Source organism: Arthrobacter sp. SAFR-179 (assembly GCF_059414945.1).
Genome location: NZ_JBPFDM010000002.1, coordinates 497,690 through 523,986, shown reverse-complemented (window position 1 = coordinate 523,986; position 26,297 = coordinate 497,690). Strand labels below are relative to the sequence as shown.

25 protein-coding genes and 2 tRNA genes are annotated in these 26,297 nt (G+C 67.0%); 13 read left to right on the top strand and 14 right to left on the bottom strand.

What is annotated here, in order from left to right; genetic code table 11:
* Positions 1-73: 73 nt before the first annotated feature.
* Both ACR65K_RS06810 and ACR65K_RS06805 read left to right on the top strand, forming a co-directional pair.
* The gene (locus tag ACR65K_RS06810) at positions 74-283 is read left to right on the top strand and encodes a hypothetical protein (RefSeq protein ID WP_307089617.1); all 210 of its coding nucleotides are present in this window, start codon (positions 74-76) and stop codon (positions 281-283) included.
* Positions 284-410: 127 nt separating this feature from the next.
* Positions 411-1,208: an HNH endonuclease family protein gene (locus ACR65K_RS06805; RefSeq protein WP_440151900.1), complete on the top strand. Its 798-nt coding sequence runs from the start codon at positions 411-413 to the stop codon at positions 1,206-1,208.
* 56 nt (positions 1,209-1,264) lie between these two features.
* Here the strand turns inward: ACR65K_RS06805 and def are convergent, their stop codons facing one another.
* From def to orn, 3 genes are all read right to left on the bottom strand, one after another.
* Positions 1,265-1,837: a peptide deformylase gene (gene def / locus ACR65K_RS06800; protein ID WP_440151899.1), complete on the bottom strand. Its 573-nt coding sequence runs from the start codon at positions 1,835-1,837 to the stop codon at positions 1,265-1,267.
* Between the two features lie 134 nt (positions 1,838-1,971).
* Positions 1,972-2,044, bottom strand: a tRNA-His gene (locus ACR65K_RS06795).
* Between the two features lie 130 nt (positions 2,045-2,174).
* Complete coding sequence (gene orn, locus ACR65K_RS06790) at positions 2,175-2,804, bottom strand: oligoribonuclease (protein ID WP_082566810.1); 630 nt, start codon at positions 2,802-2,804, stop codon at positions 2,175-2,177.
* 156 nt (positions 2,805-2,960) lie between these two features.
* Here orn and mptB point away from each other — a divergent pair, with 156 nt between their 5' ends.
* Complete coding sequence (gene mptB / locus ACR65K_RS06785) at positions 2,961-4,517, top strand: polyprenol phosphomannose-dependent alpha 1,6 mannosyltransferase MptB (RefSeq protein WP_440151898.1); 1,557 nt, start codon at positions 2,961-2,963, stop codon at positions 4,515-4,517.
* 25 nt (positions 4,518-4,542) lie between these two features.
* On the opposite strand, the gene ACR65K_RS06780 is transcribed toward mptB, so the two are convergent.
* Entirely contained in the window at positions 4,543-5,250 is a 708-nt protein-coding gene (locus ACR65K_RS06780; protein WP_440151897.1) for a DNA alkylation repair protein, read from the bottom strand.
* Between the two features lie 80 nt (positions 5,251-5,330).
* Between ACR65K_RS06780 and ACR65K_RS06775 the strand changes: the two genes are divergently transcribed.
* Positions 5,331-6,233 (top strand): aldose 1-epimerase family protein, encoded by a 903-nt coding sequence (locus ACR65K_RS06775; RefSeq protein WP_440151896.1) that lies wholly within the window; start codon positions 5,331-5,333, stop codon positions 6,231-6,233.
* A 32-nt stretch (positions 6,234-6,265) separates the two neighbouring features.
* Here ACR65K_RS06775 and ACR65K_RS06770 read toward each other — a convergent pair whose 3' ends face one another.
* Positions 6,266-7,024 (bottom strand): alpha/beta hydrolase, encoded by a 759-nt coding sequence (locus ACR65K_RS06770; protein ID WP_440151895.1) that lies wholly within the window; start codon positions 7,022-7,024, stop codon positions 6,266-6,268.
* Positions 7,024-8,103: a LacI family DNA-binding transcriptional regulator gene (locus ACR65K_RS06765; RefSeq protein ID WP_440151893.1), complete on the bottom strand. Its 1,080-nt coding sequence runs from the start codon at positions 8,101-8,103 to the stop codon at positions 7,024-7,026. The genes ACR65K_RS06770 and ACR65K_RS06765 overlap by 1 nt, the downstream gene beginning before the upstream one ends.
* A gap of 167 nt (positions 8,104-8,270) precedes the next feature.
* On the opposite strand from ACR65K_RS06765, the gene ACR65K_RS06760 reads away from it, so the two are divergent.
* The 3 genes from ACR65K_RS06760 to ACR65K_RS06750 are packed head-to-tail and all read left to right on the top strand — an operon-like array spanning position 8,271 to position 11,490.
* Positions 8,271-9,440, top strand: coding sequence for a Gfo/Idh/MocA family protein (locus tag ACR65K_RS06760; RefSeq protein ID WP_440151892.1), 1,170 nt, complete (start codon positions 8,271-8,273; stop codon positions 9,438-9,440).
* Positions 9,440-10,654, top strand: coding sequence for a dihydrodipicolinate synthase family protein (locus tag ACR65K_RS06755; protein ID WP_440151890.1), 1,215 nt, complete (start codon positions 9,440-9,442; stop codon positions 10,652-10,654). Before ACR65K_RS06760 ends, ACR65K_RS06755 begins: the two co-directional genes overlap by 1 nt.
* Positions 10,651-11,490: a sugar phosphate isomerase/epimerase family protein gene (locus ACR65K_RS06750; protein WP_440151889.1), complete on the top strand. Its 840-nt coding sequence runs from the start codon at positions 10,651-10,653 to the stop codon at positions 11,488-11,490. The genes ACR65K_RS06755 and ACR65K_RS06750 overlap by 4 nt, the downstream gene beginning before the upstream one ends.
* Before the next feature lie 128 nt (positions 11,491-11,618).
* On the opposite strand, the gene xylB is transcribed toward ACR65K_RS06750, so the two are convergent.
* Both xylB and xylA read right to left on the bottom strand, forming a co-directional pair.
* Positions 11,619-13,052, bottom strand: coding sequence for a xylulokinase (gene xylB, locus ACR65K_RS06745; protein ID WP_440151887.1), 1,434 nt, complete (start codon positions 13,050-13,052; stop codon positions 11,619-11,621).
* A 79-nt stretch (positions 13,053-13,131) separates the two neighbouring features.
* A complete protein-coding gene (gene xylA, locus ACR65K_RS06740) occupies positions 13,132-14,319 on the bottom strand; it encodes a xylose isomerase (protein ID WP_440151885.1) in 1,188 nt (395 codons plus the stop codon).
* Positions 14,320-14,466: 147 nt separating this feature from the next.
* Here xylA and ACR65K_RS06735 point away from each other — a divergent pair, with 147 nt between their 5' ends.
* A complete protein-coding gene (locus ACR65K_RS06735; RefSeq protein WP_440151933.1) occupies positions 14,467-15,693 on the top strand; it encodes an ROK family protein in 1,227 nt (408 codons plus the stop codon).
* 51 nt (positions 15,694-15,744) lie between these two features.
* Here ACR65K_RS06735 and ACR65K_RS06730 read toward each other — a convergent pair.
* Positions 15,745-15,817: transfer RNA gene (locus ACR65K_RS06730), tRNA-Arg, on the bottom strand.
* Positions 15,818-16,023: 206 nt separating this feature from the next.
* Between ACR65K_RS06730 and ACR65K_RS06725 the strand changes: the two genes are divergently transcribed.
* The 3 genes from ACR65K_RS06725 (at position 16,024) to ettA (ending at position 19,134) form a co-directional block, all read left to right on the top strand.
* Positions 16,024-16,575: a single-stranded DNA-binding protein gene (locus ACR65K_RS06725; protein WP_440151884.1), complete on the top strand. Its 552-nt coding sequence runs from the start codon at positions 16,024-16,026 to the stop codon at positions 16,573-16,575.
* Positions 16,576-16,823: 248 nt separating this feature from the next.
* Positions 16,824-17,390, top strand: a complete 567-nt coding sequence (locus ACR65K_RS06720) for a DUF6993 domain-containing protein (protein WP_440151883.1) — start codon at positions 16,824-16,826, stop codon at positions 17,388-17,390.
* 61 nt (positions 17,391-17,451) lie between these two features.
* Positions 17,452-19,134: an energy-dependent translational throttle protein EttA gene (gene ettA / locus ACR65K_RS06715; RefSeq protein ID WP_440151882.1), complete on the top strand. Its 1,683-nt coding sequence runs from the start codon at positions 17,452-17,454 to the stop codon at positions 19,132-19,134.
* 136 nt (positions 19,135-19,270) lie between these two features.
* On the opposite strand, the gene ACR65K_RS06710 is transcribed toward ettA, so the two are convergent.
* Positions 19,271-20,191, bottom strand: a complete 921-nt coding sequence (locus ACR65K_RS06710; protein ID WP_056336227.1) for an acyl-CoA thioesterase — start codon at positions 20,189-20,191, stop codon at positions 19,271-19,273.
* A 63-nt stretch (positions 20,192-20,254) separates the two neighbouring features.
* Between ACR65K_RS06710 and ACR65K_RS06705 the strand changes: the two genes are divergently transcribed.
* The gene (locus ACR65K_RS06705; protein WP_440151880.1) at positions 20,255-20,914 is read left to right on the top strand and encodes a DUF8185 domain-containing protein; all 660 of its coding nucleotides are present in this window, start codon (positions 20,255-20,257) and stop codon (positions 20,912-20,914) included.
* Positions 20,915-20,956: 42 nt separating this feature from the next.
* Here the strand turns inward: ACR65K_RS06705 and ACR65K_RS06700 are convergent, their stop codons facing one another.
* Together ACR65K_RS06700 and ACR65K_RS06695 are read right to left on the bottom strand one after the other, a co-directional pair.
* The gene (locus ACR65K_RS06700; RefSeq protein WP_440151879.1) at positions 20,957-21,415 is read right to left on the bottom strand and encodes a globin; all 459 of its coding nucleotides are present in this window, start codon (positions 21,413-21,415) and stop codon (positions 20,957-20,959) included.
* A 1-nt stretch (position 21,416) separates the two neighbouring features.
* Positions 21,417-22,100: a mechanosensitive ion channel family protein gene (locus ACR65K_RS06695; protein ID WP_056336230.1), complete on the bottom strand. Its 684-nt coding sequence runs from the start codon at positions 22,098-22,100 to the stop codon at positions 21,417-21,419.
* A 67-nt stretch (positions 22,101-22,167) separates the two neighbouring features.
* On the opposite strand from ACR65K_RS06695, the gene ACR65K_RS06690 reads away from it, so the two are divergent.
* Positions 22,168-23,166, top strand: coding sequence for an NAD-dependent epimerase/dehydratase family protein (locus tag ACR65K_RS06690; protein WP_440151877.1), 999 nt, complete (start codon positions 22,168-22,170; stop codon positions 23,164-23,166).
* Here ACR65K_RS06690 and ACR65K_RS06685 read toward each other — a convergent pair.
* Together ACR65K_RS06685 and pepN are read right to left on the bottom strand one after the other, a co-directional pair.
* The gene (locus ACR65K_RS06685; protein ID WP_440151875.1) at positions 23,163-23,636 is read right to left on the bottom strand and encodes an OsmC family protein; all 474 of its coding nucleotides are present in this window, start codon (positions 23,634-23,636) and stop codon (positions 23,163-23,165) included. The two genes, ACR65K_RS06690 and ACR65K_RS06685, sit on opposite strands and share 4 nt — an antisense overlap.
* Positions 23,633-26,206 carry an aminopeptidase N gene (pepN, locus tag ACR65K_RS06680; protein WP_440151874.1) on the bottom strand — a complete coding sequence of 858 codons (2,574 nt, stop codon included), beginning with the start codon at positions 26,204-26,206 and terminating at the stop codon, positions 23,633-23,635. The genes ACR65K_RS06685 and pepN overlap by 4 nt, the downstream gene beginning before the upstream one ends.
* Positions 26,207-26,297: the final 91 nt, after the last annotated feature.

The following is a 26,297-nucleotide window of genomic DNA, read 5'->3' as shown; positions in this document are numbered from 1 at the left end:
AATTCCGCCGCCGTCCCGCGAATTCCCGGCTGGTTCTCTGGAATCAGCCGGGAAACGGGACCACACTGGTGGCATGGACAACGAATCGACACTTCAGCACGACACCACCCTCGAACACGCCCTGGACGTCGCCAAGGCAAACCATAAGGAAGCAGTCCGGCTGCTCGAACGCGCCCGCGCCGCCCATAAGGCCGGCGATGTCAGCGAGGACCGGGTGCGCCAACTCGAGGGACTGCTCGCCATTGCCGAGGAAGACCTTCGAAGGGTCACCAGGGAGCAGTAACTCAACGGCGGTGCGCTCGGACGTGTGAGACATCACCCGTCCTCAACAGTGTGGATATCAGAGGCCGGGCAAGACTTTTGTCCTAGGCTCTTGGGGTGCCTGAAATTCCCCTGCCGGCGTCAACGCCATGACCGTCAGCTGGTCTGCCTACCGGCGGGCACGCCGCCGTTCCCGCCAGGCGTGGGCGCTGCTCGTGACGGCTGCCGTCTGCATCGTCGCCGCCCTGTCCTGGTTCTTTACCGCAGGACAGTTCGCGGCTGCCGGGCCGGCGCCGGAGGGACCGACGGAGGCGCCCGTCCTCAACGCCGCCTGGATGAAGCCGGTCCAGGAACCCAACCCCGTGCCGGCGGGCACGGCCCTCGCCGCCCTCGACGGCATCGCCGTGAAGGGCCGTGCACCGAACACCGATTACAGCCGGGAGGCTTTCGGACAGGCGTGGCTGGACGTTGACAGGAACGGCTGCGATACCCGTAACGACATCCTTCGCAGGGACCTCGCTGACGTGGTGTTCGCCGAAGGCTCCACGTGCAAGGTGACGGCGGGTCACTTCCGGGAGCCCTATACCGGCAAGGACGTGGACTTCCGCCGCGGTTCCGAGAGCAGCCGTGCTGTCCAGATCGACCACGTGGTGGCACTGGGTGACGCCTGGCAAAAGGGAGCACAGGGCCTGGGGCCGAAGGAGCGCCAGAGCCTGGCCAACGATCCGCTGAACCTCATAGCGGCGGACGGCGCGGCGAACCAGCAAAAAAGTGCGGGTGACGCTGCCACCTGGCTGCCGAAGAACACCGCGCTGCGCTGCCACTACGTTGCCCGGCAGATCTCCGTTAAGGCCGCCTACGGGCTGTGGGTGACGGCAGCGGAGAAGGACGCCATGAAGAAGGTGCTCGGTTCCTGCCCCGGGCAGGAAACCATCACCGCCCGCTGACGGTCCGGGCCCGCGATGGGAAGGGGCAGTGACGCCTGGGGCCCTTTCCGAATGCGTCAGTGGCCGAACGGGTCCGGGTCCACTCCCGGCATCCAGGTCAGCCCCGGCACGCCCCAGCCGTTCTTTTTGGCCTGCTTCATGGCCTTGCGGGAATAGCGGTCGATCAGCCGGTTGACATACAGTTTGCCGTCCAGGTGGTCGTATTCGTGCTGGATCACCCTGGCGAACCAGCCGGTTGCCTCGAACTTCACCGGGTTTCCAAAGCCGTCAAACCCTTCGACCCGCGCCCACTCGGCACGCTTGAGCGGATACTGCTCACCGGGAAAGGACAGGCAGCCCTCTTCCTCCTCGTCGGGGTCGGGGGCGGCGCCGGAAACCTTGGACAGGGTCAGGACAGGATTCACCAGCACCCCGCTTGGGGGAGCGCCGTCGTCGTTGGCGTACTTGTACACGAAGATTCTCTTGCCCACGCCGATCTGCGGGGCGGCGAGGCCCACACCATGGGCCGCTTCGTTGGTTTCGAACATGTCGGCAATAAGGGTGCGCAGTTCGTCGTCGAAAACTTCCACCTCGGCGGCGCGCCGGTGCAGGACAGGCTCGCCCCAGATGGTGATTGGCAGAACGGTCATATCAGTTGTCCTTCGAACTTTCGCGGTGTCCCCGGTTTTCCTGCGCGTACCCCCGGTGGGGCACAACAAAGGAGGCCGCACCGGATATCCGGTGCGGCCTCCTTTGTTGACGGCTGCATGTGCCGCCTCGTGAGGGTGAGCGACGGGGGTTGAACCCGCGACCTCCTGGACCACAACCAGGCGCTCTGCCAACTGAGCTACGCCCACCATGTGCCTCAAGGGAAATCCGCTTTACCGGCTCCCTGGAAACGCAACTCAAATAGCTTACCTGCTCGGAAGGGGTGCTTTGTCCACTTTCAGCGTTTTGAAGCAAAATTTCATGGGAACATGGCGCAGATCACTTGCCCGGCTCCTCAACGGACCCGCCGGCGGTGATCCCCCGGGCGATCTTCTGGGCCGTGGCACTGTCGGGTCCGGGCGCGGGCACGAACACGGCTTCACGGTAGTACCGCAGTTCATCGATCGAATCCTTGATGTCCCCGAGGGCGCGGTGGCCACCCTTCTTGGCGGGCGACTGGAAGTAGGCGCGCGCGTACCAGCGGCGCGACAACTCCTTGATGGTGCTGACGTCGATAACCCGGTAGTGGAGGTGTTCCACCACGGCAGGCATGTCCCGCGAGAGGAACACCCGGTCCGTCCCCACCGAGTTGCCGCCCAGAGGTGCTTTGCGCGGGTCCGGAACCCAGGCGGAGATGTACTCCATCACCGCGGCCTCCGCCTCCGCCATCGTCCTGCCGTGCGGAAGCTCCGCCAGCAGCCCCGACTTGGTGTGCATGTCCCGTACGAAGTCGGACATCTGGGCCACCGCTGCGTCGTCAGGTTTGATGACCACATCAACGCCGTCGCCCAGGATGTTCAGTTCCGAATCGGTGACCAGGGCTGCCACCTCGATGAGGGCGTCGTTCTTGATGTCCAGACCGGTCATTTCGCAGTCGATCCAGACGATTCGTTCGTTAGATATAGGCACCGGACCAGCCTACCGTTACACCTCCGGGCGCCCTGCCGATGCTAGGATTTCGGGTACGCGGCGGGTCGCCCCTCCGCCCTGAACCACCTTCCGCCGGCCCCGCCCGGTCCGCCGGGCAAACCGCGGGAAACGCAAACAAGATTGGACGATCCTGAGATGACGGCGCCTGTGCCCGCAACGGGGGAGATGGCGGCGGCCGGCATTGCCGGAACGGGCAGTGCCGAGGTGGACAATCCACGCTCATCCCTGCTTGCCGGTTTCCTGGGCTCCATGTTCATGGTCCTTGGGTCCTTCGGCGTGGGCTGGCTGGCCCCCGTCTCGGAACTGCGGCGAATGCCCTTGTTCATCTGGATGCGCACTGAGGCCCCCGGCGTGGCGCTCTCCATTGTCCTGGTGGCGGCTGGGGGCATGCTGCTGGTCCGCGCCTGGCTGCGGCTCGGCCAGAAAGTCCGCGTATGGGGACCGCAGTCCCGGCGGGTCACCTTGGCTGCATTGGTGGCGTGGGGCCTCCCCATGATGTTCACCGTGCCGCTCTTCAGCCGGGACGTTTACGCCTACATCGGGCAGGGCCGCCTGATGGTGGAGGGTTTCAACCCTTACGAGAACGGCATCTCCGCCCTGTCCAATTACTTCCAGCTCGGCGCAGACAAGATGTGGACCGAAGCCCCGGTTCCCTATGGGCAGCTGTTCCTGTGGATCGAGCAATTCGTGGTGTGGGCCACCAATGTCCAGCCCGAGGCCTGCGTCATGCTGTTCCGGCTGGTGGCAGTGGCCGGTGTGGTGCTGTGCGCCATTTACGTGCCCCGGCTTGCCGAGCTGCACGGGGTGAACCCGCACAGGGCCCTCTGGCTGACCGTGGCAAACCCGCTGTTCCTGACCAATTTCATCGCCAGCGTCCACAACGACTCGCTGATGATAGGGCTGGCCCTGGCCGGATTGTATTACTCCGCCACCCGGCGGGAGGTCCGGGGCATCGTGCTGGTGACCCTGTCCATCGCCGTCAAGCCCATCACCATCGTTTTCCTGCCGTTCATCGGCCTCCTGTGGGCCGGGAAGAACGCAGGCTGGCTGCGGAAGGCTGCCTTCTGGGCCTTGACGGCCGGCATCAGCCTGGCGCTCCTGGCCGCGATGAGCCTGGTCAACGGGTTCGGCTTCGGCTGGATCAACGGATTGTCCGCCCCAGGCAGCATCTCCATCTGGTACGCCCCGGTGGGGCTGCTCGGCATGGTGGTGGGGTCCCTGGCCAACGCGTTCGGACTGGACGGGTCCGTGCCCGCAGGCTGGGTGTTCGACGCCGGGAAGCTGCTCGCCGTGGGCATCGTCGCCTGGCAGATCTTCAAGGGTGACTACGACCGCCTCATGCGCCGCCTTACGCTGGCCCTGGCCGCGGTAGTCCTGCTGGCCCCCATCATCCAGTCCTGGTATGTCGTCTGGCTGATCCCGCTCTTCGCCGTGACCGGCATCCGCAACGACTGGCAGGTCAAGGCCCTGTACTTCGTGGTGTCCTTCTTCATGATCTACGCCATCTCGGACCAGCTGGACGTCTTTCCCTACCTGCAGACCCAGGATCTCGGCTTCGCCCTTGCCCTGGCCCGGATCGCCGCGGCACTGACGGCCCTCCTGTTCGCCCTGTACCTGATCTTCTGGGACCCCGGAACCCGTAGCCTGTTCCGCAAAACGCACGAGCCCGTCGTCGAACGCCCCGTGATCTAGCAGTACCCCTGCACAGCGGGCGAGCCTACTGCGGCGCCCGCCAGGCGGCGATCCTGCGCAAGGCCTCCCTGCGGGACAACGGGTTCATGGCGTCCCCGTGCCGGACGACGAAGGCTTCCACCCACCCCGGATCCGTCTTGGCGTATTCACGCAGGGCCCAACCGATGGCCTTCCGGATGAAGAACTCCCGGTCCGCCAGGTTCGGTTCGATCACGGCGGCGAGCAGCGTGGTGTCGGTGGCCCCTTTCGCGCACAGCTGCGAGGTGATGGCGGCTCTGCGCATCCAAAAGTCCGGATCGCGGCTCCACTGCCTGATGGTTGCCGATACCGCTACCGGGTGCGCCTGCAGCAGGCCGCAGATGCGTGCGGCCACTCCGTCCACAAAGTCCCACCACGCGCCGGTGCGGATTATTTCCACGTAGACGGGCAGCATGTCCGGATCCTTGGCCACCAGCCGGATTCCGGTCAGGTCGATGGCCGCATACCGCTCCTCCCGGAATGTGGAGGTGCGCCACAGCTCCAGCACCGTGGCGCGCAGCTGCCCGGGTGACGCGGGCGGGAATTCTGCTGCAGCCCGCGCAGCAATGCGCCGCACGTCGGGAACGCGGACGCCCAGGGAGGGAATCGCGGACTTCATGTAGGCCTGGGCGCCGGCGGCGCGTTCCGGGTTGGCGAGTACCCGCAGCGCACCCCTGACGGCCGCGATGAGGGCTTGGTTGGCAGCCGTTTCCATAGCGCAACTCTAGCCACCCGTAACCGGTCAGGGTGGGGTACGCTAGTGAGCGCTAACACATACCGAACCTGGGGGAATCCATGCCCGGCACCGATGTCCATCTGGCCCACGGACCCTATTCCGCCGTCGTCACCCTGCGCGCCGGCGCCCTGCGCGAACTGCGCCACGGGAACCGGGACCTGGTGGTGGGCTTTGGGCCCGAAGGCGCTGTTCCCGATTACCGGGGCGTTATCTGCGCGCCCTGGCCCAACCGGCTGGCCGACGGTACCTACACCTACGCCGGCAAGTCCTATGCCGCCGCCGTTAACGAACCCGAGCGTGGTGCCGCGCTGCACGGCCTGGCCATCCATCAACCGTGGGACGTGCTTGAGGCGGGAGCGGACAAGGCAGTCCTGGGTTGCCGCATTCCCTCCGGCCCGGATTATCCCGGCGAGCTGGAGCTTACCGTCACCTACTCGCTTTCCGATGACGGACTCCATGGCGCTGTCCGGGCCGTCAACACGGGTTCCGCCGCCGCGCCATACGGGGTGTGCCCCCACCCCTACCTGGTGGCCGGGCCGTCCCCGCTGGATGACTGGTCCCTGGAACTTCCGGCCGATGCCTATCTGGCGGTCACGCCGGACAGGCTCCTTCCCGTGGGCATGCGGCAGGTGGAGGAGGGAGCCTTCGACTTCCGCTCGCCCCGGCGCCTGGGGGACGTGAAGATCGACCACGCCTTCACCGACATCTCCCGGGATCATGCCGGCCTGGCGCGGGTTCGCGTGCTGGACCCATCGGGAACGGGGGTGGAACTGGAATGGGGCGCCGAGTGGCCCTGGGTCCAGGTGCACACCGGGGACAAGCCGGTGGGTCCGGACCGCCTGGGCCTGGCCGTCGAGCCTATGACCTGCCCGCCGGATGCACTGCACTCCGGCACCGACCTGGTCCACCTGCAGCCCGGGGCATCGCATTCGGCGGCCTGGACCATCCGGGCGTTGCCCTAGCAGACCGGGTAGCCCGGCTGCGTACTGGACCTTCAGTTGCCTGCTGCTCCAGCAGCGGAATTGGCCCACCCCGCACGCTCCAGCCACGCTGCGCACAAAGAGGTCCACTGCGCCGGCCCCGGTTCGCCGGCCGCAAGTCCCAGCCCATGCCTTCCTTCCGGGAAGACGTGCAGTTCCGCCGGAACTCCCGCGGCAATCAATGCCCTGGCGTAGTTCAGGCTGTTGCTCACCGGGACTGCCTCGTCGTCGGCCGTGTGCCAGAGGAATGCCGGCGGCGTGCCGGGCGTGACGTTCAGCTCCGCGGAGAGTGCCGTGAGGAGGGCCGACGGCGGCGAGTCGCCAAGGAGGTTCGCCACCGATCCCTCATGGGTTTCGTGCGTCAGGGAAGCGACGGGGTAGCAAAGCACCGAAAGGTCCGGCACGGCCGCGGGAACGTCGAGGTCCCGGCTTCCGGTGGCCGCCGCCGTGCTGAGGGTGGCGGCCAGGTGCCCGCCGGCGGAGAACCCCAGGACGCCAACGCGGTCCGCGTCCACGGCGAGCCCATGCTGCCCGTTCCGGATGTGCAGCATGGCTTCCTTGGCGTCCTCAAGGGGGCCGGGGTGCCGGTCCGGGGCTACCCGGTAGCGGAGCACAAAGGCATGGATTCCCAGGGAAGCAAGCCACTCTGCCACCGGCTCCGCCTCATGGTCGGCCTGGCGGGCATAGCCCCCGCCCGGCAGCACCAGGATGGCAGGACGTGCTTCTGCGGCGTCCGGACGTGCGCGGACCGCTGTCAGCCCCCGTGGTGCCATCAGGCTGCCGCTTCGGTGCTGCGCCGCAGGGTGACCTCGCCGGTGATGCCGTCCGCAGCGGCGCCTTGCGCCTCTTCGGTGTGGTTCCCCGGCCCGGTGGACCGCGTGGCAATGCGTCCGATGTCCTCCAGGGGCAGCCGGACCGTGGAAAGCGCCGGCCGGAAGTCGCGGAGGGTTTCAATGTCGTCAAAGCCGGCGATGGCGGCATCGCGCGGAATCCGCAGCCCCTCGGACCGCAGCGCCGCCGCGGCACCAATGGCCATCACGTCGTTGACGGCGAAGATGCACAGCCTGGGTGCAGGCGCCTCCCCGGACCGGGCGGCCTTGATCCTGGCGGCCAGTTGAAGTCCGGCGTCATATCCACCGGACCGGTTGAATCCTGTCCGGAGCACCTCTGCCGGCCGGCGTCCGGCGCGCTCCAGTCCTTCCTGGAAGCCGCGGACCCGGTCATCCGATGTCAGGAGTCCCTCAGGGCCGCCCACAATGACGAAGTCACCGTCCCAGCCCTCCGCGAGCCCGGTGGCAAGCTGCCGCGCAAGCTCCTGGTTGGGGACTTTGACCACGTGGTATCCCTCTGTTGCGGTTGCACCCACGACGGGATGTCCCACCACGGCAACCTGCCCTCCGTTGCGGCAGTACCGGTCAAGTTCGGCCGCCAGCTCGGTGTTGCCGTCCCGGTCCTCGTCACGGCAGGAGCGCGAGCCGGCGATCACAATGGAATCTGCGCGGCGCGCCGCGAAAGCCGCCACCGCTTCCTTTTCTTCGGCCGGGCCGCCGCCGGTAGTGGCGAGCAGCACCATTTTGCGTTGTTCCCGGGCGGCTTCCTGCACGCCCCTGGCGATGGCCGCGAAGTAGGGGTCGGCGATGTCGTGGACTATCAGCCCGATCAGGCCGGAACTGGACTTCGCCAGGCCCTGCGCCTGCGCGTTGGGGATGTAGCCCAGCGAATCCGCTGCCTGCCGTACGCGTTCGGCAATGTCCTTGCCCGGTTTACGGGCCGAGCCGTTCAGCACGCGGGAAGCGGTGGCGGGCGAGACTCCGGCCAGGCGCGCCACCTCGGTAAGGGTACTTGCAGCCACTGCATCTCCTGGTCGTCAAACGGGCTCAAAGGCTAAGCACATTATGGCAGTTCAAACTACTTCCGGAAAGCGCTTGCCAACTGAAAGCCCGCCGTGCATCATTGAAGCAGTGGGAACGCGCTTTCCCAGACAGCTTGAATACATTGCTCACTCACCGTGGAGGACACATGGGCTTCGAAACCAAAACAATCCGCATCGCCATGAACGGCATTACCGGCCGGATGGGCTACCGCCAGCACCTGCTGCGCTCCATCCTTCCCATCCGCGACGCCGGCGGCTTCACCCTCGAGGACGGCACCCGGGTCCAGGTTGAACCCATCCTGGTGGGCCGCAACGAGGCCAAGATCCGCGAACTGGCGGAAAAGCACAAGGTCTCCGAATGGACCACCGACCTGGACGCCGTGATCAGCGACCCCACTGTCGACGTCGTCTTCGATGCCTCCATGACCAGCCTCCGCGCCGCCACCCTGAAGAAGGCCATGCAGGCCGGCAAGCACATCTTCACCGAAAAGCCCACGGCCGAAACCCTCGAGGAAGCCATTGAGCTGGCCCGCATCGGCAAGGAAGCCGGCGTCACGGCAGGCGTCGTCCACGACAAGCTGTATCTCCCCGGCCTGGTCAAGCTCCGCCGCCTGGTGGACGAAGGCTTCTTCGGCCGCATCCTCTCCATCCGCGGCGAGTTCGGCTACTGGGTCTTCGAAGGCGACATCCAGGCCGCCCAGCGCCCGTCGTGGAACTACCGCAAGGAAGACGGCGGCGGAATGACCACCGACATGTTCTGCCACTGGAACTACGTCCTCGAGGGCATCATCGGCAAGGTCAAGAGCGTCAACGCCAAGACCGCCACCCACATCCCCGCCCGCTGGGACGAGGCGGGCAAGGAATACAAGGCCACCGCCGATGACGCCTCCTATGGCATCTTCGAACTCGAAACACCCGCAGGGGACGAGGTCATCGGCCAGATCAACTCCTCCTGGGCGGTTCGCGTGTACCGCGACGAACTGGTGGAGTTCCAGGTGGACGGCACGCTCGGTTCCGCCGTCGCCGGCCTGAACAAGTGCGTTGCCCAGCAGCGCGCCCACACCCCCAAGCCCGTGTGGAACCCGGACCTGCCCGTCACCGAATCCTTCCGTGACCAGTGGCAGGAAGTGCCCGCAAATGCCGAACTGGACAACGGCTTCAAGCTGCAGTGGGAAGAGTTCCTCCGCGACGTGGTGGCAGGCCGCGAGCACCGCTTCGGCCTGTTGTCCGCCGCGCGCGGCGTCCAGCTGGCCGAACTCGGCCTGCAGTCCAGCGACGAACGCCGCACCATCGACATTCCGGAGATCACCCTCTAATGACTTCCCTCATTCTTCCCTCCGAAGACGGCGGCACCAGGGAGTACCGCCTCCAGGGCGGCACCAGCTGGGCCCGGCCCGCCGCGCCCCTGACGGCACGGCGCGCTTACGCGGCGGCCCACGTCATCCCCGAGGTCCTGGCTGACAACACGCCCGGTGCCCCTGCCCGCCTGGACTGGGACGCCACCATGGCGTACCGCCACGAACTGTGGTCCTACGGGCTGGGCGTAGCCGACGCCATGGACACCGCCCAGCGCGGCATGGGCCTGGACTGGGCCGCCACGCAGCAGCTCATCAAGCGCACGGGAGTGGAGGCCGCTTCGGTGGTTTCCGCCAACAACCCGGCCACCGCCGGCAAATCGGTCCGGGACCTGGTCTCCTGCGGCGCCGGCACCGACCAGCTGGACATCGACGCACTGCCTTCCGGCGAAGCGGGCATCAAGGCGGTGCTCGAGGCGTACCGCGAGCAGATTGCCGTCATCACCGAGGCCGGTCCGAAGGTCATCCTGATGGCCTCGCGCGCCCTGGCCAGGGTGGCCAGCGGACCGGAGGACTACCTGAAGGTTTATTCCACCCTGCTGCAGGAGGTGGACCAGCCGGTCATCCTGCACTGGCTTGGCACCATGTTCGATCCAGCGCTGGCCGGCTACTGGGGCTCCGGCGATGTTCCCGCCGCCACCGAGACCTTCCTTGGCCTCATCCGGGACAACGCGGACAAGGTGGACGGGGTCAAGGTCTCGCTGCTGGATGCAAGCCACGAGGTTGCCCTTCGCGCGGCCCTGCCCGGGGGAGTCCGCCTCTACACGGGCGACGACTTCAACTACCCCGAGCTGATCGACGGTGACGGCAGCCATCACTCGGACGCCCTGCTGGGAATCTTCGCCGCGATCTACCCGGCCGCGTCGGTGGCCCTGCAGAACTACGACGCAGGCAACCCCGGGAAGGCGCGGGAGATCCTGGATTCCACCCGGGAACTGGGCAAGCACATCTTCAGCGCCCCCACCTTCTATTACAAGACCGGCATTGCGTTCATGTCCTGGCTCAACGGCAAGCAGCCTGGCTTCCAGATGGTGGGCGGCCTGCATTCCGGCCGTTCGGTCTGCCACCTGGCCAGGACCTTTGAACTGGCCGACCAGGCGGGCCTGCTCAAGGACCCCGCCCTCGCTGCATTCCGGATGTCCGACTACCTCCGGATCAACGGGGTGGGAGTATGAGCGAGTTCTCCCGCCTGTCCATCAACAGCGCCACCACCAAGAAGTGGACGCTTGCCCAGGTGGTGGAGGGCTGCGTCAACGCCGGGATCCCTGCCATCGGCCCGTGGCGGGACCGGGTGGAGGAAGCCGGACTGGACAAGGCCGCCCGCCTGATCAAAGACGCTGGGCTCCGGGTCTCCTCGCTGTGCCGCGGCGGGTTCCTCACTGCGGCCGACGCCGAAGGCCAGGCCGCCGCGCTGGCTGACAACCGCGCCGCCATCCTCGAGGCAGTTGCGCTGGACACCAGGGAACTGTTCCTGGTGGTCGGCGGCCTGGCGCCGGGGGAGAAGGACGTGGTGGCGGCCCGCCGGCGCGTGGCGGACCGGCTGGCCGACCTGGTGCCCTTCGCGCAGGAAAACGGGGTGCGGCTTGTGCTGGAACCGCTGCACCCGATGTACGCGGCGGACCGGGCGCTCATTTCCACCCTGGGCCAGGCCCTGGACCTCGCAGCGCCCTTCGACGCTTCAACGGTGGGCGTCGCCGTCGATACCTTCCACGTCTGGTGGGACCCCGAACTGAAGGCGCAGATCGAACGCGCCGGCACGGAAAACCGTATCGCCTCCTACCAGGTGTGCGACTTCAACATGCCCATCGCTGCAGATCCTTTGCTGTCCCGCGGCTACATGGGCGACGGCGTGGTGGACTTCGCCACGATCGGCAGCTGGGTGCGCGACGCCGGCTACACCGGCGACATCGAAGTGGAAATCTTCAATCAGGAGATCTGGGACACGGACGGCAACACCGTCCTGGCCACAGTGAAGGAGCGCTACGCGGAGCTTGTCCTCCCGTACGCCTGACACGCCCTGGATGTCCTGTCCAGACCGCGGGCTCCTGCTACGTCACGGCAGGAGCCTGCGCCCCACATGGAAGGACCCGGACCAGCGGTGGATGCACCACCGCCGGTCCGGGTCCTTTTTGCTCTCTGCTACTTATTGCCGTCCTGGGTGTAGAGCGAGGCGAACCGCCGGTACCTGGCCAGCACGTCGCCGTCGTCCGTCCCCTGCGGAAGGTCGACGGCGTCAGCCGCCCAGGCGGGGAAACGTCCGGTGAGTGCCGCGGCTGCCTGGCGCGCGGCGCCGTCGGCAACATACTCACCCGGCTGCGGCACCATGATGACGGTTCCCAGCAGGGCCGCTGCGGCTTCCTGCACGGCGGTGGACTGTGCCCCGCCGCCCACCAGGATGATGCGGCGGGCTTCAACGCCCTGGGCCTGCAGTGCTGCCAGGCCGTCGGCCAGGGAGCAGACCACGCCTTCGACGGCGGCGCGCGCCAGGTTGGCGGGGGTGTAGTTGGCCCGGGTGATGCCATGCAGGGAACCGGTCGCATCGGGCAGGTTGGGCGTCCTCTCCCCGTCCAGGTAGGGGACCAGGGTAAGCCCTCCGGCGGCGGGGCCGGCCGAAAGGGCCAGCCGGTTGAACTCCGGCAGGTCCACGCCCAGCAGGGCAGCCGTGGCATCGAAAACGCGGGTGGCGTTCAGGGTGCAGACCAGCGGCAGGTAATGCCCGGCAGCGTCGGCAAACCCCGCCACGAGGCCCGACGGGTCTGCCGCGGGCGTATCCGAGACGGCAAAAACGGTCCCGGACGTGCCCAGGGACATCACGACGTCGCCCAAGCCCGCACCGGCACCGAGCGCGGCTGCCGCGTTGTCCCCGGCTCCGGCAGCCAGGAGGGCGCCTGCCTTCGTCTTTCCCGCTGCTTCCAACGGCCCGAGGACCCTTGGGAGGACGGGCACGTGCCCAAGGGATGCGGTGAGGACGTCCGGAAGGTAGCTGCCGGACGCCGCCGAGTAATAGCCGGTGCCTGAAGCGTCGGAGCGGTCGGTGGCCAAGGCGGCCAATCCTTCTTCTCCGCTGCCGGGACCGTAGCCTGCGAGCCGCCAGGTAAGCCAGTCATGCGGAAGGCAGACGGCGGCCACCTTTGCGGCGTTTTCCGGTTCGTGGGCTGCCAGCCAGCGCAGCTTGGTCACGGTCAGGGATGCGACCGGCACCGTGCCGGTGGCCTTGGCCCAGTACTGCGCGCCGACGGCGGGATCGCCCCCGCCGGCACTTTCGATAAGTTCCGCCGCTGCGCCGGCGCTGCGGGTGTCGTTCCAGAGCAGCGCCGGACGGATGACCGCACCGTCACTGTCCAGGCAGACCATCCCGTGCTGCTGGCCTCCGATGGAGACGGCGCTGACGTCGTCCAGCCCGCCGGCGTCGGCCACGGCCTTTTGCAGGGCAGTCCACCAGTGGTCCGGGTGGACCTCGGTGCCATCAGGGTGGGCGGCGCGGCCTTGGCGGACGAGCGCCCCGGTGTCCGCATCGCGGATGACTACCTTGCAGGACTGGGTGGAGCTGTCTACTCCGGCTACGAGCGGCATGGTGTTCTTTTCTTTGTGCAGGAATGGAAACGCTGCGGGGCCTGGATTGTCTCCCGGCCCCGCAGCGGGTCTTGGACGGCTAGCGGGCGCCCAGGAGGTGCTCGATGGCGAGCTGGTTGAGGCGGACGAACGCGAAGGAGCGTTCGGCGGCCTTGTCGGCGTCGAAGTCCTCAAATGCCGTGGTGTCGCCCAGCAGGTCGGCGGTGGTTTCGCCGGCGCCGAGGGTGGGCTCGCCGAGCTCGAAAACGCCGGAGGTCTTGAGGGCTTCCTGGACCTGGGGGTCCGCCCGGAAGGCCAGCGCCCGTTCCTTCAGCAGCAGGTACATGGCCATGTTGGACTTCGCGGATTCCCACACGCCGTCGTAGCCATCCGTGCGTGAGGGCTTGTAGTCGAAGTGCCGGGGGCCGTCGTACTTCGGGCCACCGCCCGGGAAGCCGTTCTCGAGGAGGTCCACGGTGAAGAAGGCGCTGGTGAGGTCGCCGTGGCCGAAGACGAGGTCCTGGTCGTACTTGATGCCGCGCTGGCCGTTGAGGTCGATGTGGAAGAGCTTCCCGGCCCACAGGGCCTGGGCGATGCCGTGGGTGAAGTTCAGCCCGGCCATCTGCTCGTGTCCGGTTTCGGGGTTCAGGCCCACGATGTCGCCGTGCTCAAGCTGGGCAATAAATGCCAGGCCGTGGCCCACGGTGGGCAGGAAGATATCGCCGCGGGGCTCGTTCGGCTTGGGCTCCAGTGCGATCCGCAGGTTGTAGCCCTTGTCCTTGATGTAGCCGGCGGCGGTGTCCACACCTTCCTTCATGCGGTCCAGGGCGGCGGCGAGGTCCTTGGAGCCGTCGTATTCGCTGCCTTCCCGGCCGCCCCACATCACAAAGGTTTCGGCGCCGAGCTCAGCGGCCAGGTCGATGTTGCGCAGGACCTTGGACAGTGCGAACCGGCGGATCGACCGGTCGTTGGAGGTGAAGCCGCCGTCCTTGAAGACCGGGTGGCTGAAGAGGTTGGTGGTCACCATGGGAACTTTCAGCCCGGTTTCTGCCAGGGCTGCGCGGAAGTTCTTGAGGATGAGGTCGCGCTCCGAAGCGGAGGCCTCGAACGGGACCAAGTCGTTGTCGTGGAAGGTGATGCCGTAGGCGCCGAGCTCCGCCAGGCGGTGGACGGCTTCCACGGGGTCAAGGGGGGAGCGGGTGGCGACGCCGAACGGATCGGCGCCGGTCCAGCCGACGGTCCAGAGGCCAAAAGTGAATTTGTCGGCAGGGGTGGGCGAGAGAGTCATGATGCGTCCTTGCGATCGTGCGCTCCGCGGGGTTGCGAAGCTTTAGTTCATTGCCTGAACTATATGAGCGGACGTAGGCTGGGGTCAAGAGTCAAGGCTGGGATCAGCCGGAAAATGTGCGAGAAGCCTTACCTGTGGAGGTTTGTGATGGTGATGGCGGCGCCTGCAGTGGCGGGGCCGGGAGGCTCGGCCCCCGGAAGCGTGGGCGATGTCCGGCGCAGCAACCTCGCGCTGGTCCTGGGCGCGATCGCCGAGTTCCCGCCCGGGACCCACCCCAGCCGCGCCCAGGTGGCCGGTGCCACCGGCCTGACCAAGGCATCGGTGTCCAGCCTGGTGCTGGACCTCCTGGACGCAGGGATCATCCGGGAGATAGGCCTCAACCCGCAGGGGCGCGGCCGGCCGGGGGTGGGGCTGGAACTCAGCCCCAGCCGGGCCGTCATGGGGATGGAAATCAATGTGGACTACATCTCCGCAGCCGTGGTGGACCTCTCCGGGACCGTCCTGGTCCGGGAGGAACAGGAACGCGACAACCGCAACGGCCCCGACGGGCCCGTGCTGGCCGCGCTCGCAGCCCTGGCGGCCCGGGTCCGGAGTGGGGCGGGGGAGCAGGGCGTCGAGGTCCTGGGCGGCGGGCTGGCTGTGCCCGGACTGGTTGACCCTGCCCAGGCGCGGGTGCTCACCGCACCCAACCTGGGCTGGGTCAACGTGGACCTCGACCTTGAAGCACTGCTGCCCGAGGCTCCCCTGGGCGTGGAACTGTTCAACGAGGCCAATGCCGCAGCCCTTGCCGAACTGCGGCACCGGCCGGATGGTGCGTCTGACTTCCTCTTCGTCTCCGGCGAGGTGGGCGTCGGCGGCGGGATTGTCATCGGATCCGAGCTGTTCACTGGACCGCACGGCCACGCCGGAGAGGTGGGGCATATCGTGGTGGACCCTGACGGAGGGCATTGTTCGTGTGGGGGAACCGGCTGCCTGGAAACGGTTGCCGGCCAGGACGCCATCTTCGCCGCAGCGGGACTGGCCCCGGATGGGGGTTCACGTTCGGCCCATATGTCCGCTCTTATGCGTGCGCTGCAGGCCGGGGAGCCCCGGGCAGTATCTGCGGTCGAACGGGCCGGCCGCTCCCTGGGGATAGCACTTGCCTCGGCCGCGCGGGTGGTCAACATAGAATCCGTGGTCCTTGGCGGACACTTCGCTGTCCTCGAGCCGTGGCTGCGCGCCCCGTTGCTGGCGGGGCTGGAGAAGTATGCGCCCGGCAAATATGACTCCAGCCAGGTGGCGGTGTCCCTGGTGGGCGACTCGGGTGCCCTGCTGGGGGCCGCCGGCAGCGTAATCCGGTCCCTGGTGGAAGCGCCGCACCGGCTGCACGCATAGCAGCCAACGCGCAGCGCCCCGGTCCAAAGACCGGGGCGCCAGGCACCGCGGTGCCCCAGGAGGGAATCGAACCCCCGACCGGCGGATTAGAAGGCCGCTGCTCTATCCCCTGAGCTACTGAGGCGTTGGCTTCCGGCCTTCAGGCCGGCGCCTCAAAAAGTTTACATTGCCCGGATGCCGGCCGTGTCACCCAGTGGCCACTCCTCCTCCACATTCGATGTCCGGATCGGCGTTGTCCACATAGGAAAACCCGTACCTCCTGCCCGCTGTTGTCCCGCGCGATGCTGGTCTTGCCTGCTACAGGCGCCACCATCCAGACAGGACGTAGACATGAGCGAATCGATCACCATCCGGGGCTTCGTTGCCACCGAGATAACCAGTTCAACCACGCCGGGGGGAGTGGCAACCGCTTCCTTCCGCCTCGGCTCTACCACGCGTCGGTTTGACCGTGAATCCAGGACCTGGGGTGACGGACACACCAACTGGTTCACGGTGCAGGGCTACCGCCAGCTCGCGGGAACCCTGGGCTGCAGCATCAGGAAGGGCCAGCCGGTCATTGTGGTGGGCAAGCTGAAGATCCGTACCTGGGAGAAGGACGGGCGGGTGTACCACTCCACCATCATCGACGCCGATGCTGTGGGGCACGACCTCACCTTTGGATCGGCAAACTTCATCCGTACCGCTTCCAGGCCGGCGCTCTCCCTTGTGGAGCAGCCACCGGCCCCGGAGGACATCCCCGGAGTGGATCAGGAGCCGGACGAGCCGGAGGACCGCGAAGACGAAAACCCCGACGACCACGGGCATGCAGCCGTTGTCGTCGAGGACAACGACGGTGGCCTCGCCTCCCTTGACCTGGAAACGGGGGAACTCGCCGAAGTCTAGGAAAGAAGCATCAGGTATCAACGTTCCCATCCAGTCCCGGACGGGCGGAGCAGCGGCACCCCCGGCCGTCCTCCGCCCGCCCGGCCAATCCAGGACGCCGCCAAACCGGTTGCCGGCTTGCCGGCTGACGTGGAAATCCCGTCCGACGTTTCCCGGCGCTGGACTGGCCATCCACGCCCGCTGTACCCGCGGCCACTGCAGATCCCAGCCGCCCAGCCGCTCCGGCGGCACCATGGCACAATGACACCATGCATCCCACCCCTTACCGCTGGCAGAACAACCGCGCCGGTGCAGCACTGGCATGCGCCGTCGTGGCCAGTCTCCTGTCAGGCTGTGCTGCCGGTCCCTTTGGGAACGGAGCGGCAATCGAGGGCGGCAGCGGCGGGAGATCGGCTCCGGCCACGGCTGCCGGCCCTGATGCAAAGGGGCCGATCACGCAGGCTTCGGCTCCTGCAGTCCAAGGAACCGGCGCCAGTGGTGAACCGCTGGCCAACACATCCGACGGTGCGTCAGCGGCCGCAGCTGCCGCAACCGACACGGTGAAACAAACGGTGACGGATACCCTGACCAAACTGGCCACGGGAACGCCGAAACCGGCCACCGCACAGGTCAGTGACGCCCTGACCGGAGCGGGCATTGCACCGGCAGTGCTGCAGGTCTCGCAAAGCCGGACTCCCACCGGGCTGGAGGCAGATGCCATCGAAGCGGCGGTGCTGCAGGGCAAGGACTGCGTCATCGGGCAGGTGCGTGAAGGCGCGGTGACCGTTACAGTCCTTCCGGTACTGGCCAACGGCAAGTGCTTCGTGGGCTCCTGATCCAGCCCACCGGTCCGCTGCAAATGTGAGATCTGCCCGCCAACCCACTAGATTTGAGACCATGGCGGAATTTATCTACACAATGACCAAGGCCCGCAAGGCCGTTGGCGAAAAACTCATCCTTGATGACGTAAGCATGTCCTTCTTCCCGGGCGCCAAGATTGGTGTTGTGGGCCCGAACGGTGCCGGTAAGTCCACCATCCTCAAGATCATGGCAGGGCTGGACCAGCCCTCCAACGGTGAGGCCCGGCTCAGCCCCGGCTACAGCGTGGGTATCCTGCTCCAGGAACCGCCCCTGAACGAGGAAAAGAGCGTCCTGGGCAACGTCCAGGAAGGTGTGGGCGAAATTTACGGCAAAATCCAGCGCTTCAACGAGATCTCCGAGGAAATGGCCAGCCCCGATGCTGACTATGACACCCTCCTTGAGGAGATGGGCAAGCTGCAGGAGGCCATCGACGCCGCCGACGCCTGGGATCTTGATTCCCAGCTGGAGCAGGCCATGGACGCCCTCCGCTGCCCGCCGGCCGATGCCGATGTCACCAACCTGTCCGGCGGTGAGCGCCGCCGCGTGGCGCTCTGCAAGCTCCTCCTGCAGAAGCCAGACCTGCTGCTCCTCGACGAACCCACCAACCACCTGGACGCCGAGAGCGTGCTGTGGCTTGAGCAGCACCTTTCCAGCTACCCCGGCGCCGTTCTCGCCGTCACCCACGACCGGTACTTCCTGGACCACGTCGCGGAATGGATCGCCGAAGTGGACCGCGGCCACCTCTACCCGTACGAAGGCAACTACTCCACCTACCTGGAGAAGAAGCGCGCCCGCCTGGAGATCCAGGGCAAGAAGGATGCCAAGCAGGCCAAGCGCCTCGCAGAGGAACTTGAGTGGGTCCGGTCCAACGCCAAGGGCCGCCAGACCAAGTCGAAGGCCCGCCTGGCCCGCTACGAGGAAATGGCCGCCGAAGCGGACCGTACCCGCAAGCTTGACTTCGAGGAGATCCAAATCCCGCCGGGACCCCGCCTGGGCGGCCTGGTGCTGGAGGCGAAGAACCTCCAGAAGGGCTTTGAAGACCGGACACTGATCGACGGGCTGTCCTTCACCCTGCCCCGCAACGGCATCGTGGGCGTCATCGGCCCCAACGGCGTGGGCAAGACCACGCTGTTCAAGACGATCGTCGGCCTGGAACCGCTGGACGGCGGCGATCTCAAGATCGGCGACTCCGTCAAGATTTCCTACGCTGACCAGAGCCGCGGCGGCATCGACCCCAACAAGACCCTGTGGGAGGTTGTCTCCGACGGACTCGACTTCATCCAGGTGGGCAACGTCGAAATGCCGTCCCGCGCCTACGTGGCCGCCTTCGGCTTCAAGGGCCCGGACCAGCAGAAGAAGGCCGGTGTCCTGTCCGGTGGTGAGCGGAACCGGCTGAACCTGGCCCTGACCCTGAAGCAGGGCGGAAACCTGCTGCTCCTCGATGAGCCCACCAACGACCTCGACGTCGAAACCCTCAGCAGCCTGGAAAACGCGCTGCTCGAGTTCCCCGGCTGCGCCGTGGTGGTCTCGCACGACCGGTGGTTCCTGGACCGGGTGGCCACCCACATCCTGGCCTATGAAGGTGACGAGGAGAACCCCTCCAAGTGGTACTGGTTCGAGGGCAACTTCGAATCCTACGAGGAGAACAAGGTGGAGCGCCTGGGTCCCGACGCTGCCAAGCCGCACCGCGTCACCCACCGCCGCCTGACCCGCGACTAGCCGCCGGGCGACCGGCAGCGGCCGTAAAGCATTAAGAGGAAGGCCGGCACCTGATCTGGACTGATCGGGTGCCGGCCTTTCCCGTGCAAGGATCCCCGCCGGCGCGGGCGCTTGGGCCAGTGGCGGGGCGCTGGTCCTACGTGTCCGCCGGGTCGGCGGGAACGCGCACCATTCCCTCCTGCGCCACGGTGGCCACATGCTGGCCGTCCCGGCTGAAGATCCTGCCGGTGGCCAGGCCGCGTGCGCCCTGCGCGCTGGGGGACTCCTGGACGTAGAGCAGCCATTCATCCACGCGCGCCGGGCGATGCCACCACATTGCATGGTCCAGGCTGGCAACGTTCATGCCCGGGGTGATCCAGCTCAGCCCGTGCCGCCGAAGGACGGACTCGAGCAGGGTGTAGTCGCTGGCGTAGGCCAGGGCGGCGCGGTGCAGGTTGGTGTTGTCCGGCATGGGGCCGAACGTCTTCATCCAGACGGCGTTGCGGGCCTCCCGCGGTCCCTCGGCCGAGACGTACAGCGGAGGATCGACGTGCCGGATGTCGAAGGGCCGCTCATAGGCCCAGTGCCGCGCCACGGGATGGTCGAACCTTCCCAGCAGGTCGGCGGTGCTGGGCAATGATTCGGGGTCCGGGATTCCTTCCGGCATTGCCAGCGAATGCTCAATCCCTGCGTCCTCGCCCTGGAAAGAGGCAATCATGGACAGGATGGGTACCCCGTCCTGGTAGGCGTGGACGCGCCGGGCGGAAAAGGACCGGCCGTCGCGCAGCCGCTGCACACCGAAGGTAATGGGCTTGTTGGCGTCCCCCGGCCGCAGGAAATACCCGTGCATGGAGTGGACAAAACGTTCAGGATCCACTGTCCGGATGGACGCCACGAGTGACTGCGCCAGCACCTGCCCGCCAAACACCCTGTGGTGCGGCTGCTGCTGTGAGGGGCCCAGGAAAATATCCTCGTCCGTCCGGGCGCCCTCAAGCTCACCAAGGTCCAGCAGTTCGATCAGCGATGAGGTGGGGTCTCCGCTTGGCGGGGCCAGGAGTCCGGCTTCGGCTTCAGTCATGGTCCGACTCTAGACGGCGCCCGGGGAGCCACTCAACCGGAGCGCAGCCGGTAGTGTTTAGGTGTGTCTGAACTTCTCACCTCGTCCTTCCGTTTCGCCGATCCCCGGGATCTTGCCGACCTGAGGACGTTCGCCACCAGGGCCAAGGCCATCGACGACGGCGCCATCCGCCTGCAGGCCGCCGGTTCCGTGCTGGCCGCCTACGTGTGTGTCCTCCGGCCCCGGCTGCTGGGCGAATCGACCCCCACCATCCTGGGCCTGCGCACCATGGCGCTTGCGGAATCATCCGCAACGGATGTCACCGTTGCCCTGTCCGCCGTCCTGGACCGGCTGGCACGGGCGGGGGAGAACGACGTCGAATTGCCCGTTCCGCCCACCACCGTCACCGAATCGTGGACGGGAGTGGGCGCCCCACGGGGCGGATGGGAGTTGCTGGGGGCTGTCAGTGACGCCACCCTGCGGGCAGCGGCTCAAGGCGGCATCGCGGAAGTCGCGGGCATTGTGCCGGACAAACCGGGCGCACTCATCGTCAACAATGCCCGGGCTGCCGTTTGGGGCCGGGAACTGGACGGCACAGGCCTGCCCGCGGGAGCGGCTTTCGCAGCTTTCGCGCTGGGCTTCCTGGCCGACGGCGACCAGAAGCTGTACCGCGCCGGCCGCTGGTTCCGGCTGACCGGTCCACGCGGGCACGTCCTGGCACGGACCGGCAGCGGCCTGCTGTAGCTCAAGGCGGCCGGGCCGCGCCAGGGCCTGGCCGGCAGGCGTTCAGGCCTCCGAGGCGCTGTTCACCATGGACAGCGCCGCCCGCTCCATGTACTCCCACAGCGTGCCCTCGTAAAGCGGCGGCAGCTCCAGGGCGTCCACGGCGGTGCGCATATGGAACAGCCAGCGGTCCTTGGCCTCGGGCGTCACCTTGAACGGCAGGTGCCGCATGCGCAGGCGCGGGTGGCCGCGCTCCTCGCCATATGTGGTGGGACCGCCCCAGTACTGCTCCAGGAACATCAGGAACCGGCGCTTTGCCGGGGCCAGATCCTCCTCCGGGTACATCGGGCGGAGCAGCGGATCGGTGGCCACGCCGTCGTAAAAGACATCGATGAGCTTCACGAACGTCTCGTGGCCGCCCACTGCATCATAGAAGCTGTCGGTGTAGCCCGGCTTGCTGAAGGGATCGTTCTGCATCAACTGGGGCCGCTGCCCCGGGCGCGGTTCGATGGGAAGCGACATGCTATTCCCCGGCTTTCTGGTCTGTCTTCTTGGTATCAACATGGGCCGAGCCCTGGTCGGTGGTCCCGTCGTCGGACTCGTGCAGCGGAACATACCGTCCCTGCGAGCGGTTGCCCACCCGGAGGATCTCGCCGTTGCGCAGGTACCAGATGGCGCCGTCGTCGGAGCGGACGCGGGTGATCCGCAAACCCATGGACTCCACCACGCCCACCACTTCGCTGGTTTCGATAATGTCGCCGATCCCGTACTGGTCTTCAATGGTAATGAAGATGCCGGCCAGGAAGTCGCGGATCAGCTGCTGGGCGCCGAAGCCGATGGCAACACCCAGGATGCCCACGCTGGTCAGCAGCGGAGTGATGTCGATGTCGAGGTTCTGCAGCACGTACATCCCGGTGATGATCACCACCAGCACGCCCACCACGCTGTTCAGCAGCGAACCGATGGTTTCGGCGCGCTGCACCCGCCGCTCATGGTCCAGGGCGCGGATGGCCGGCGCCACCCATTTGAACATGGGCTTCTTGAAGAAATTGCTGCCGGTAGCGATGCGCCTGGTGATGCGGGAGATGATGAAAGTGGCTACCAGCCAGACGGCGACGCCGATGCCCAGACTGATCACAATGCCCGGGACGCTGATGCCGTCCGGCTGGGTGTTGGCGGGGGGAAGGATGGACAACATGCTGACCATGGGTGGAAATAGCTCCTAGCGGTATTGCTCTGTTCTCTTTCAACCCTAGCCCCCGTAGCGTAGGGCAATGCGCATTCTCATCCTCGGCGGAACCGCCTTCCTCTCCAGGGAAATCGCCAGCCAAGCGGTTGCTGCCGGCCATGACGTGACGTGCCTGGCGCGGGGAACATCGGCCGAACCGCCGCAGGGCGCCCATTGGGTCAGGACGGACCGCTCAACGGGTCCGGCCGCCTACTCGGAACTCGCCGGCGAATGGGATGCGGTGGTCGAAGTGGCGCGGGATCCCGAACCTGCCCGGCAGGCACTGGCCGGCCTCGCGGAGAAAGCGGGGCATTGGACCTTTGTTTCCAGCTGCTCGGCGTACGCTGACCACTCCGTCCCGGGAGCGGCGGAAGACGCGGAGCTGCTGCCGGCGCTCGCTCCAGGGGAGACGTCCACCCCGGAAAACTACGGCGAGTCCAAGGTGGCCAACGAAGAGGCAACCCGCAATGCAACAAACGGCAGGGCGCACCTGTGCCGGGCGGGCCTCATCAGCGGCCCGGGTGATCCCACCGACCGCTACGGCTACTGGCCTGGCCGCTTTGCCCGCAACTCCGGGCCGGTGCTGGTCCCCGCTATCGGGCACCACCCCACGCAGGTGATCGACGTCCGAGACCTGGCGGCCTGGATCCTGCTCGCGGCGGAGGAGGGGATCACCGGCCCCCTGAACGCCATGGGGGATCAAGTGCCTTTTGCCGAACTCATCAGCGCCTCCCGCGAAGCGTCCGGCTTCAACGGCACCATCAGCACCGCCGGTGAAGAGTGGCTGGTGGAACAGGGCGTCAGCTACTGGTCCGGGCCTGAGTCCCTGCCGCTCTGGCTCCCGCCCGGTCACGACGGCTTCATGGCCCGCAGCAACCGGAAGGCCAGGGCCGCAGGAATGGTGCTAAGGCCCTGGCGGGAAACCCTGGCCGCCACTTTGGACGATGAATGCAGCCGCGGGCTGGGCCGTCCCCGGAACGCCGGCCTGTCACCCGCCACGGAACGGCGCCTCGTGGAGATGCTCCACACCGGAGGCAGAGCCTAAGCAGCCACCGTCACCGGCTGGTGCTCCACCGGGAAATTCACGCTGCGCGCGATGAAGCAGACCTGGTTCGCCTCGTGGTGCAGGGACGCCGCCAGGCCGGCCTGGCCGGCGTCGGCCACCGTCACGTACGGATGCAGCACCACCCGCTCGAACTGGCCGCTGCCGTCCCGGTTGAGCCGCATCAGCCCGGTGGCCTCGTCCCGGTAGTCCGTGACCACTACCCCGTGCTTCACCGCCACATGCAGATAGGACAGCATGTGGCACTGCGCCAGCGCGGCCAGCAGGAGCTGTTCGGGGTTGTAGCGTTCCCGGTCCCCGTGGAACGTCGGATCCGCGGAGCCCCGAAGGGCCGGCAGGCCCGGTATGAGAATGTCATGGTCCCGGGAGTAGGCCCGGTAGGACGAGGTACCGTCACCCCGGTTGCCGGTCCACTGGACCGTCAGCGCGTACCGGTGCTGATCAAGACTCACTGCGGACTGCCGTCCTGGACAACATCGGCGGCCCGGGCACGCAGGGCGCGCGCAACGCCGTCGCGGTTCTCCAGCATCATCCGCCGCAGCGCGGCGCTTTCCGCCGGCAGCGACGCCAGGAACCCGTCCGTCCGGTCAATGGTGGCCTGCGTGGTCAGCAGCGCCGGGTAGAGGCCGACGACGATCTGCTGGGCGAGTGCGTGGGTCCGGGTTGCCACGATGCCCGGCACGGCCGCGAAGTACTTTTCCGAGTACGGTTCCAGCAGCGTGCGGTCCAGCACGCGCATGAAGCCCGCTACCGCCGATCCCTGCAGCGCGTTGGACAGCTCGCCCTTGACCACGATGGACTCCCAGGCCGCGGCCTTCGCCTCCGGAGTGGGGATGGCCGCCTTGGCCAGGGCCGCCGCATTCTGTCCGCTGGAGGTGTTGTCCCGCGCCAGCTCGGCATCGATCCCGTCCTGTCCCATCCGGCCGCCGGCCACGAGAGACGCCACGAGTTCCCACCGCAGGTCCTGGTCCACGGCCAGCCCGTCCAGGACAACCGTCCCGTCCAGGAGGCCTGCCACCCGGTCCAGCTGGGACGCGCTCCGCGCCAGCAGCGCAAAGGACTTGATGAACTGCAGCTGGGCGTCGGACCCGCCGGGAACCGTCGAAGCCAGGTCCCACAGCCGATCCACGGCGGCAACCGCAGTGGCTTCGCGGTGGTCTTCGGCCACATAGAAGTTGAGGGTGGTGGCCAGCTGGCGCAACTGGACCAGGATCACGGAGGAGTCCGTTTCCGCGGCGACGTTGGACAGGATCAGCTCCACGTACTTCCGGGCAGGAGTCTCGCCGTCACGGGCGGCGTCCCAGGCGGAGTTCCACACCAGGGTCCGGGGCAGGCTGTCACCGAAATCCTTGAGGTGGGCGGTAGCGGTGGCCAGGGACTTCGGATCAAGCCGCACCTTGGCGTACGCCAGGTCGTCGTCATTGATGAGGATGAGGTCCGGCTGGGCCAGGCCGGCAAGCGCCGGCACTTCGGTGCGTTCGCCGTCGACATCCAGTTCCTCACGGTGCACCCGGGTGAGCTTGCCGCCGTCGTCCAGGTTGTAGAAACCCACGGCAAGGCGATGCGGACGGATGGTGGGCCATTCGGGCACCGCGGACTGCAGGATCGCGAAGGACCGCAGCATGCCGTCCGGGTCCACGTCCAGCTCCGGGCTCAGCGTGTTGACGCCAGCGGTTTCCAGCCACTGCCGGCCCCAGATGTCCAGGTCCCGGCCGCTGGCCTTCTCGAGCTCCACCAGCAGGTCGCGGAGTTCGGTGTTCTGCCAGGAGTGTTTGGCGAAATACTCGCGGACGCCGGCCATGAACTGTTCGGGGCCAACCCAGGCCACCAGCTGCCGGAGCACTGAGGCGCCCTTGGCGTAGGTGATGCCGTCGAAGTTAACCTCAACGTCCTGCAGGTCGTTGATCTCGGCGAAGATCGGGTGCGTGGTGGGCAGCTGGTCCTGGCGGTACGCCCAGGACTTCTCCACCGAGGCAAAGGTGGTCCAGGCGCTGGTGAAGGAGGTGGCTTCCACAGCTGCCAGGTGGGACATGTACTCGGCGAAGGATTCGTTGAGCCACAGGTCGTTCCACCACCGCATGGTCACCAGGTCGCCGAACCACATGTGCGCCAGTTCGTGGAGCACGGTGATGGCGCGGCGCTCGATCTGGGCGCCGGTGACCTTGCTGCGGAAAACGTAGCCTTCCAGGATGGTCACGGCACCGGCGTTCTCCATGGCGCCGGCATTGAATTCCGGCACGAACAGCTGGTCGTACTTTTCGAAGGGGTAGGGGCAGCCGAACTGTTCCTCGAAGAACCCGAAGCCCTGCCGCGTGAGTTCGAAGATGTTCTCTGCATCCAGGAACTGCATCAGGGACTTCCGCGCAAAGACGCCGAGCGGGATGATGCGGCCGTCCGAGCTGGTGACCTCGCTGCGGACGGACTGGTACGGACCGGCAATCAGGGCCGTGACGTAGGAGGACAGGCGGGGTGTCGGCGCGAACGTCCACACGGACCTGGCCGTGCCGTCCTCTGCGGGAGTGGCCTGGACGGGCTCCGGGGTGGGGGAGTTGGAGACAACGTCCCAGTGGGACGGGGCCGTGACGGTGAAGGCGAAGCTTGCCTTCAGGTCCGGCTGCTCGAAGACGGCGAACATCCGGCGCGAGTCGGGAACTTCGAACTGGGTGTACAGGTAGACCTCGTTGTCCACCGGGTCCACGAACCGGTGCAGGCCTTCGCCGGTGTTCATGTAGGGCATGTCGGCCACCACGGTCAGTTCGTTGTGCTCCGCCAGGTCCGGAAGCTGGATCCGTACTCCGTCGGACACGGTGGCGGGATCGAGGCTGGTGCCGTTCAGGGTCACGCTGTGCACGGCCCGGGTCACTGCATCGATGAAGCTGGCTGCGCCGGGCGATGCCGTGAATTTCACGGTGGTGGTACTGCCAAAGACCTCTCCGCCGCGGGTCAGGTCCAGGCTGACATCGTAGGACTCGACGGTGATCAGTTCGGCGCGCTCACGGGCTTCGGCGCGCGTCAGGTTCATACCTGGCAAAGGAGGGCCTCCAGAAAAGTTCGGCTGCCGGCCGGTGGTCCCGGTTCCGGCACTGTGATGCATTCTTTCATCCTTGGGATCC

Bases quoted from the DNA above. Each gene is read 5' to 3' on its own strand.
- ACR65K_RS06755 (WP_440151890.1), top strand. From the start codon at position 9,440: ATGACTTCCCTCATTCTTCCCTCCGAAGACGGCGGCACCAGGGAGTAC.
- ACR65K_RS06775 (WP_440151896.1), top strand. From the start codon at position 5,331: ATGCCCGGCACCGATGTCCATCTGGCCCACGGACCCTATTCCGCCGTC.
- ACR65K_RS06805 (WP_440151900.1), top strand. From the start codon at position 411: ATGACCGTCAGCTGGTCTGCCTACCGGCGGGCACGCCGCCGTTCCCGC.
- xylA (WP_440151885.1), bottom strand. From the start codon at position 14,319: ATGACTCTCTCGCCCACCCCTGCCGACAAATTCACTTTTGGCCTCTGG.
- ACR65K_RS06810 (WP_307089617.1), top strand. From the start codon at position 74: ATGGACAACGAATCGACACTTCAGCACGACACCACCCTCGAACACGCC.
- pepN (WP_440151874.1), bottom strand. From the start codon at position 26,206: ATGAACCTGACGCGCGCCGAAGCCCGTGAGCGCGCCGAACTGATCACC.
- ACR65K_RS06695 (WP_056336230.1), bottom strand. From the start codon at position 22,100: ATGGTCAGCATGTTGTCCATCCTTCCCCCCGCCAACACCCAGCCGGAC.
- ACR65K_RS06700 (WP_440151879.1), bottom strand. From the start codon at position 21,415: ATGTCGCTTCCCATCGAACCGCGCCCGGGGCAGCGGCCCCAGTTGATG.
- ACR65K_RS06690 (WP_440151877.1), top strand. From the start codon at position 22,168: ATGCGCATTCTCATCCTCGGCGGAACCGCCTTCCTCTCCAGGGAAATC.
- xylB (WP_440151887.1), bottom strand. From the start codon at position 13,052: ATGCCGCTCGTAGCCGGAGTAGACAGCTCCACCCAGTCCTGCAAGGTA.
- ACR65K_RS06735 (WP_440151933.1), top strand. From the start codon at position 14,467: ATGGTGATGGCGGCGCCTGCAGTGGCGGGGCCGGGAGGCTCGGCCCCC.
- ACR65K_RS06710 (WP_056336227.1), bottom strand. From the start codon at position 20,191: ATGACTGAAGCCGAAGCCGGACTCCTGGCCCCGCCAAGCGGAGACCCC.
- ACR65K_RS06760 (WP_440151892.1), top strand. From the start codon at position 8,271: ATGGGCTTCGAAACCAAAACAATCCGCATCGCCATGAACGGCATTACC.
- ACR65K_RS06770 (WP_440151895.1), bottom strand. From the start codon at position 7,024: ATGGCACCACGGGGGCTGACAGCGGTCCGCGCACGTCCGGACGCCGCA.
- ACR65K_RS06780 (WP_440151897.1), bottom strand. From the start codon at position 5,250: ATGGAAACGGCTGCCAACCAAGCCCTCATCGCGGCCGTCAGGGGTGCG.
- ettA (WP_440151882.1), top strand. From the start codon at position 17,452: ATGGCGGAATTTATCTACACAATGACCAAGGCCCGCAAGGCCGTTGGC.
- mptB (WP_440151898.1), top strand. From the start codon at position 2,961: ATGACGGCGCCTGTGCCCGCAACGGGGGAGATGGCGGCGGCCGGCATT.
- ACR65K_RS06750 (WP_440151889.1), top strand. From the start codon at position 10,651: ATGAGCGAGTTCTCCCGCCTGTCCATCAACAGCGCCACCACCAAGAAG.
- ACR65K_RS06720 (WP_440151883.1), top strand. From the start codon at position 16,824: ATGCATCCCACCCCTTACCGCTGGCAGAACAACCGCGCCGGTGCAGCA.
- def (WP_440151899.1), bottom strand. From the start codon at position 1,837: ATGACCGTTCTGCCAATCACCATCTGGGGCGAGCCTGTCCTGCACCGG.
- ACR65K_RS06725 (WP_440151884.1), top strand. From the start codon at position 16,024: ATGAGCGAATCGATCACCATCCGGGGCTTCGTTGCCACCGAGATAACC.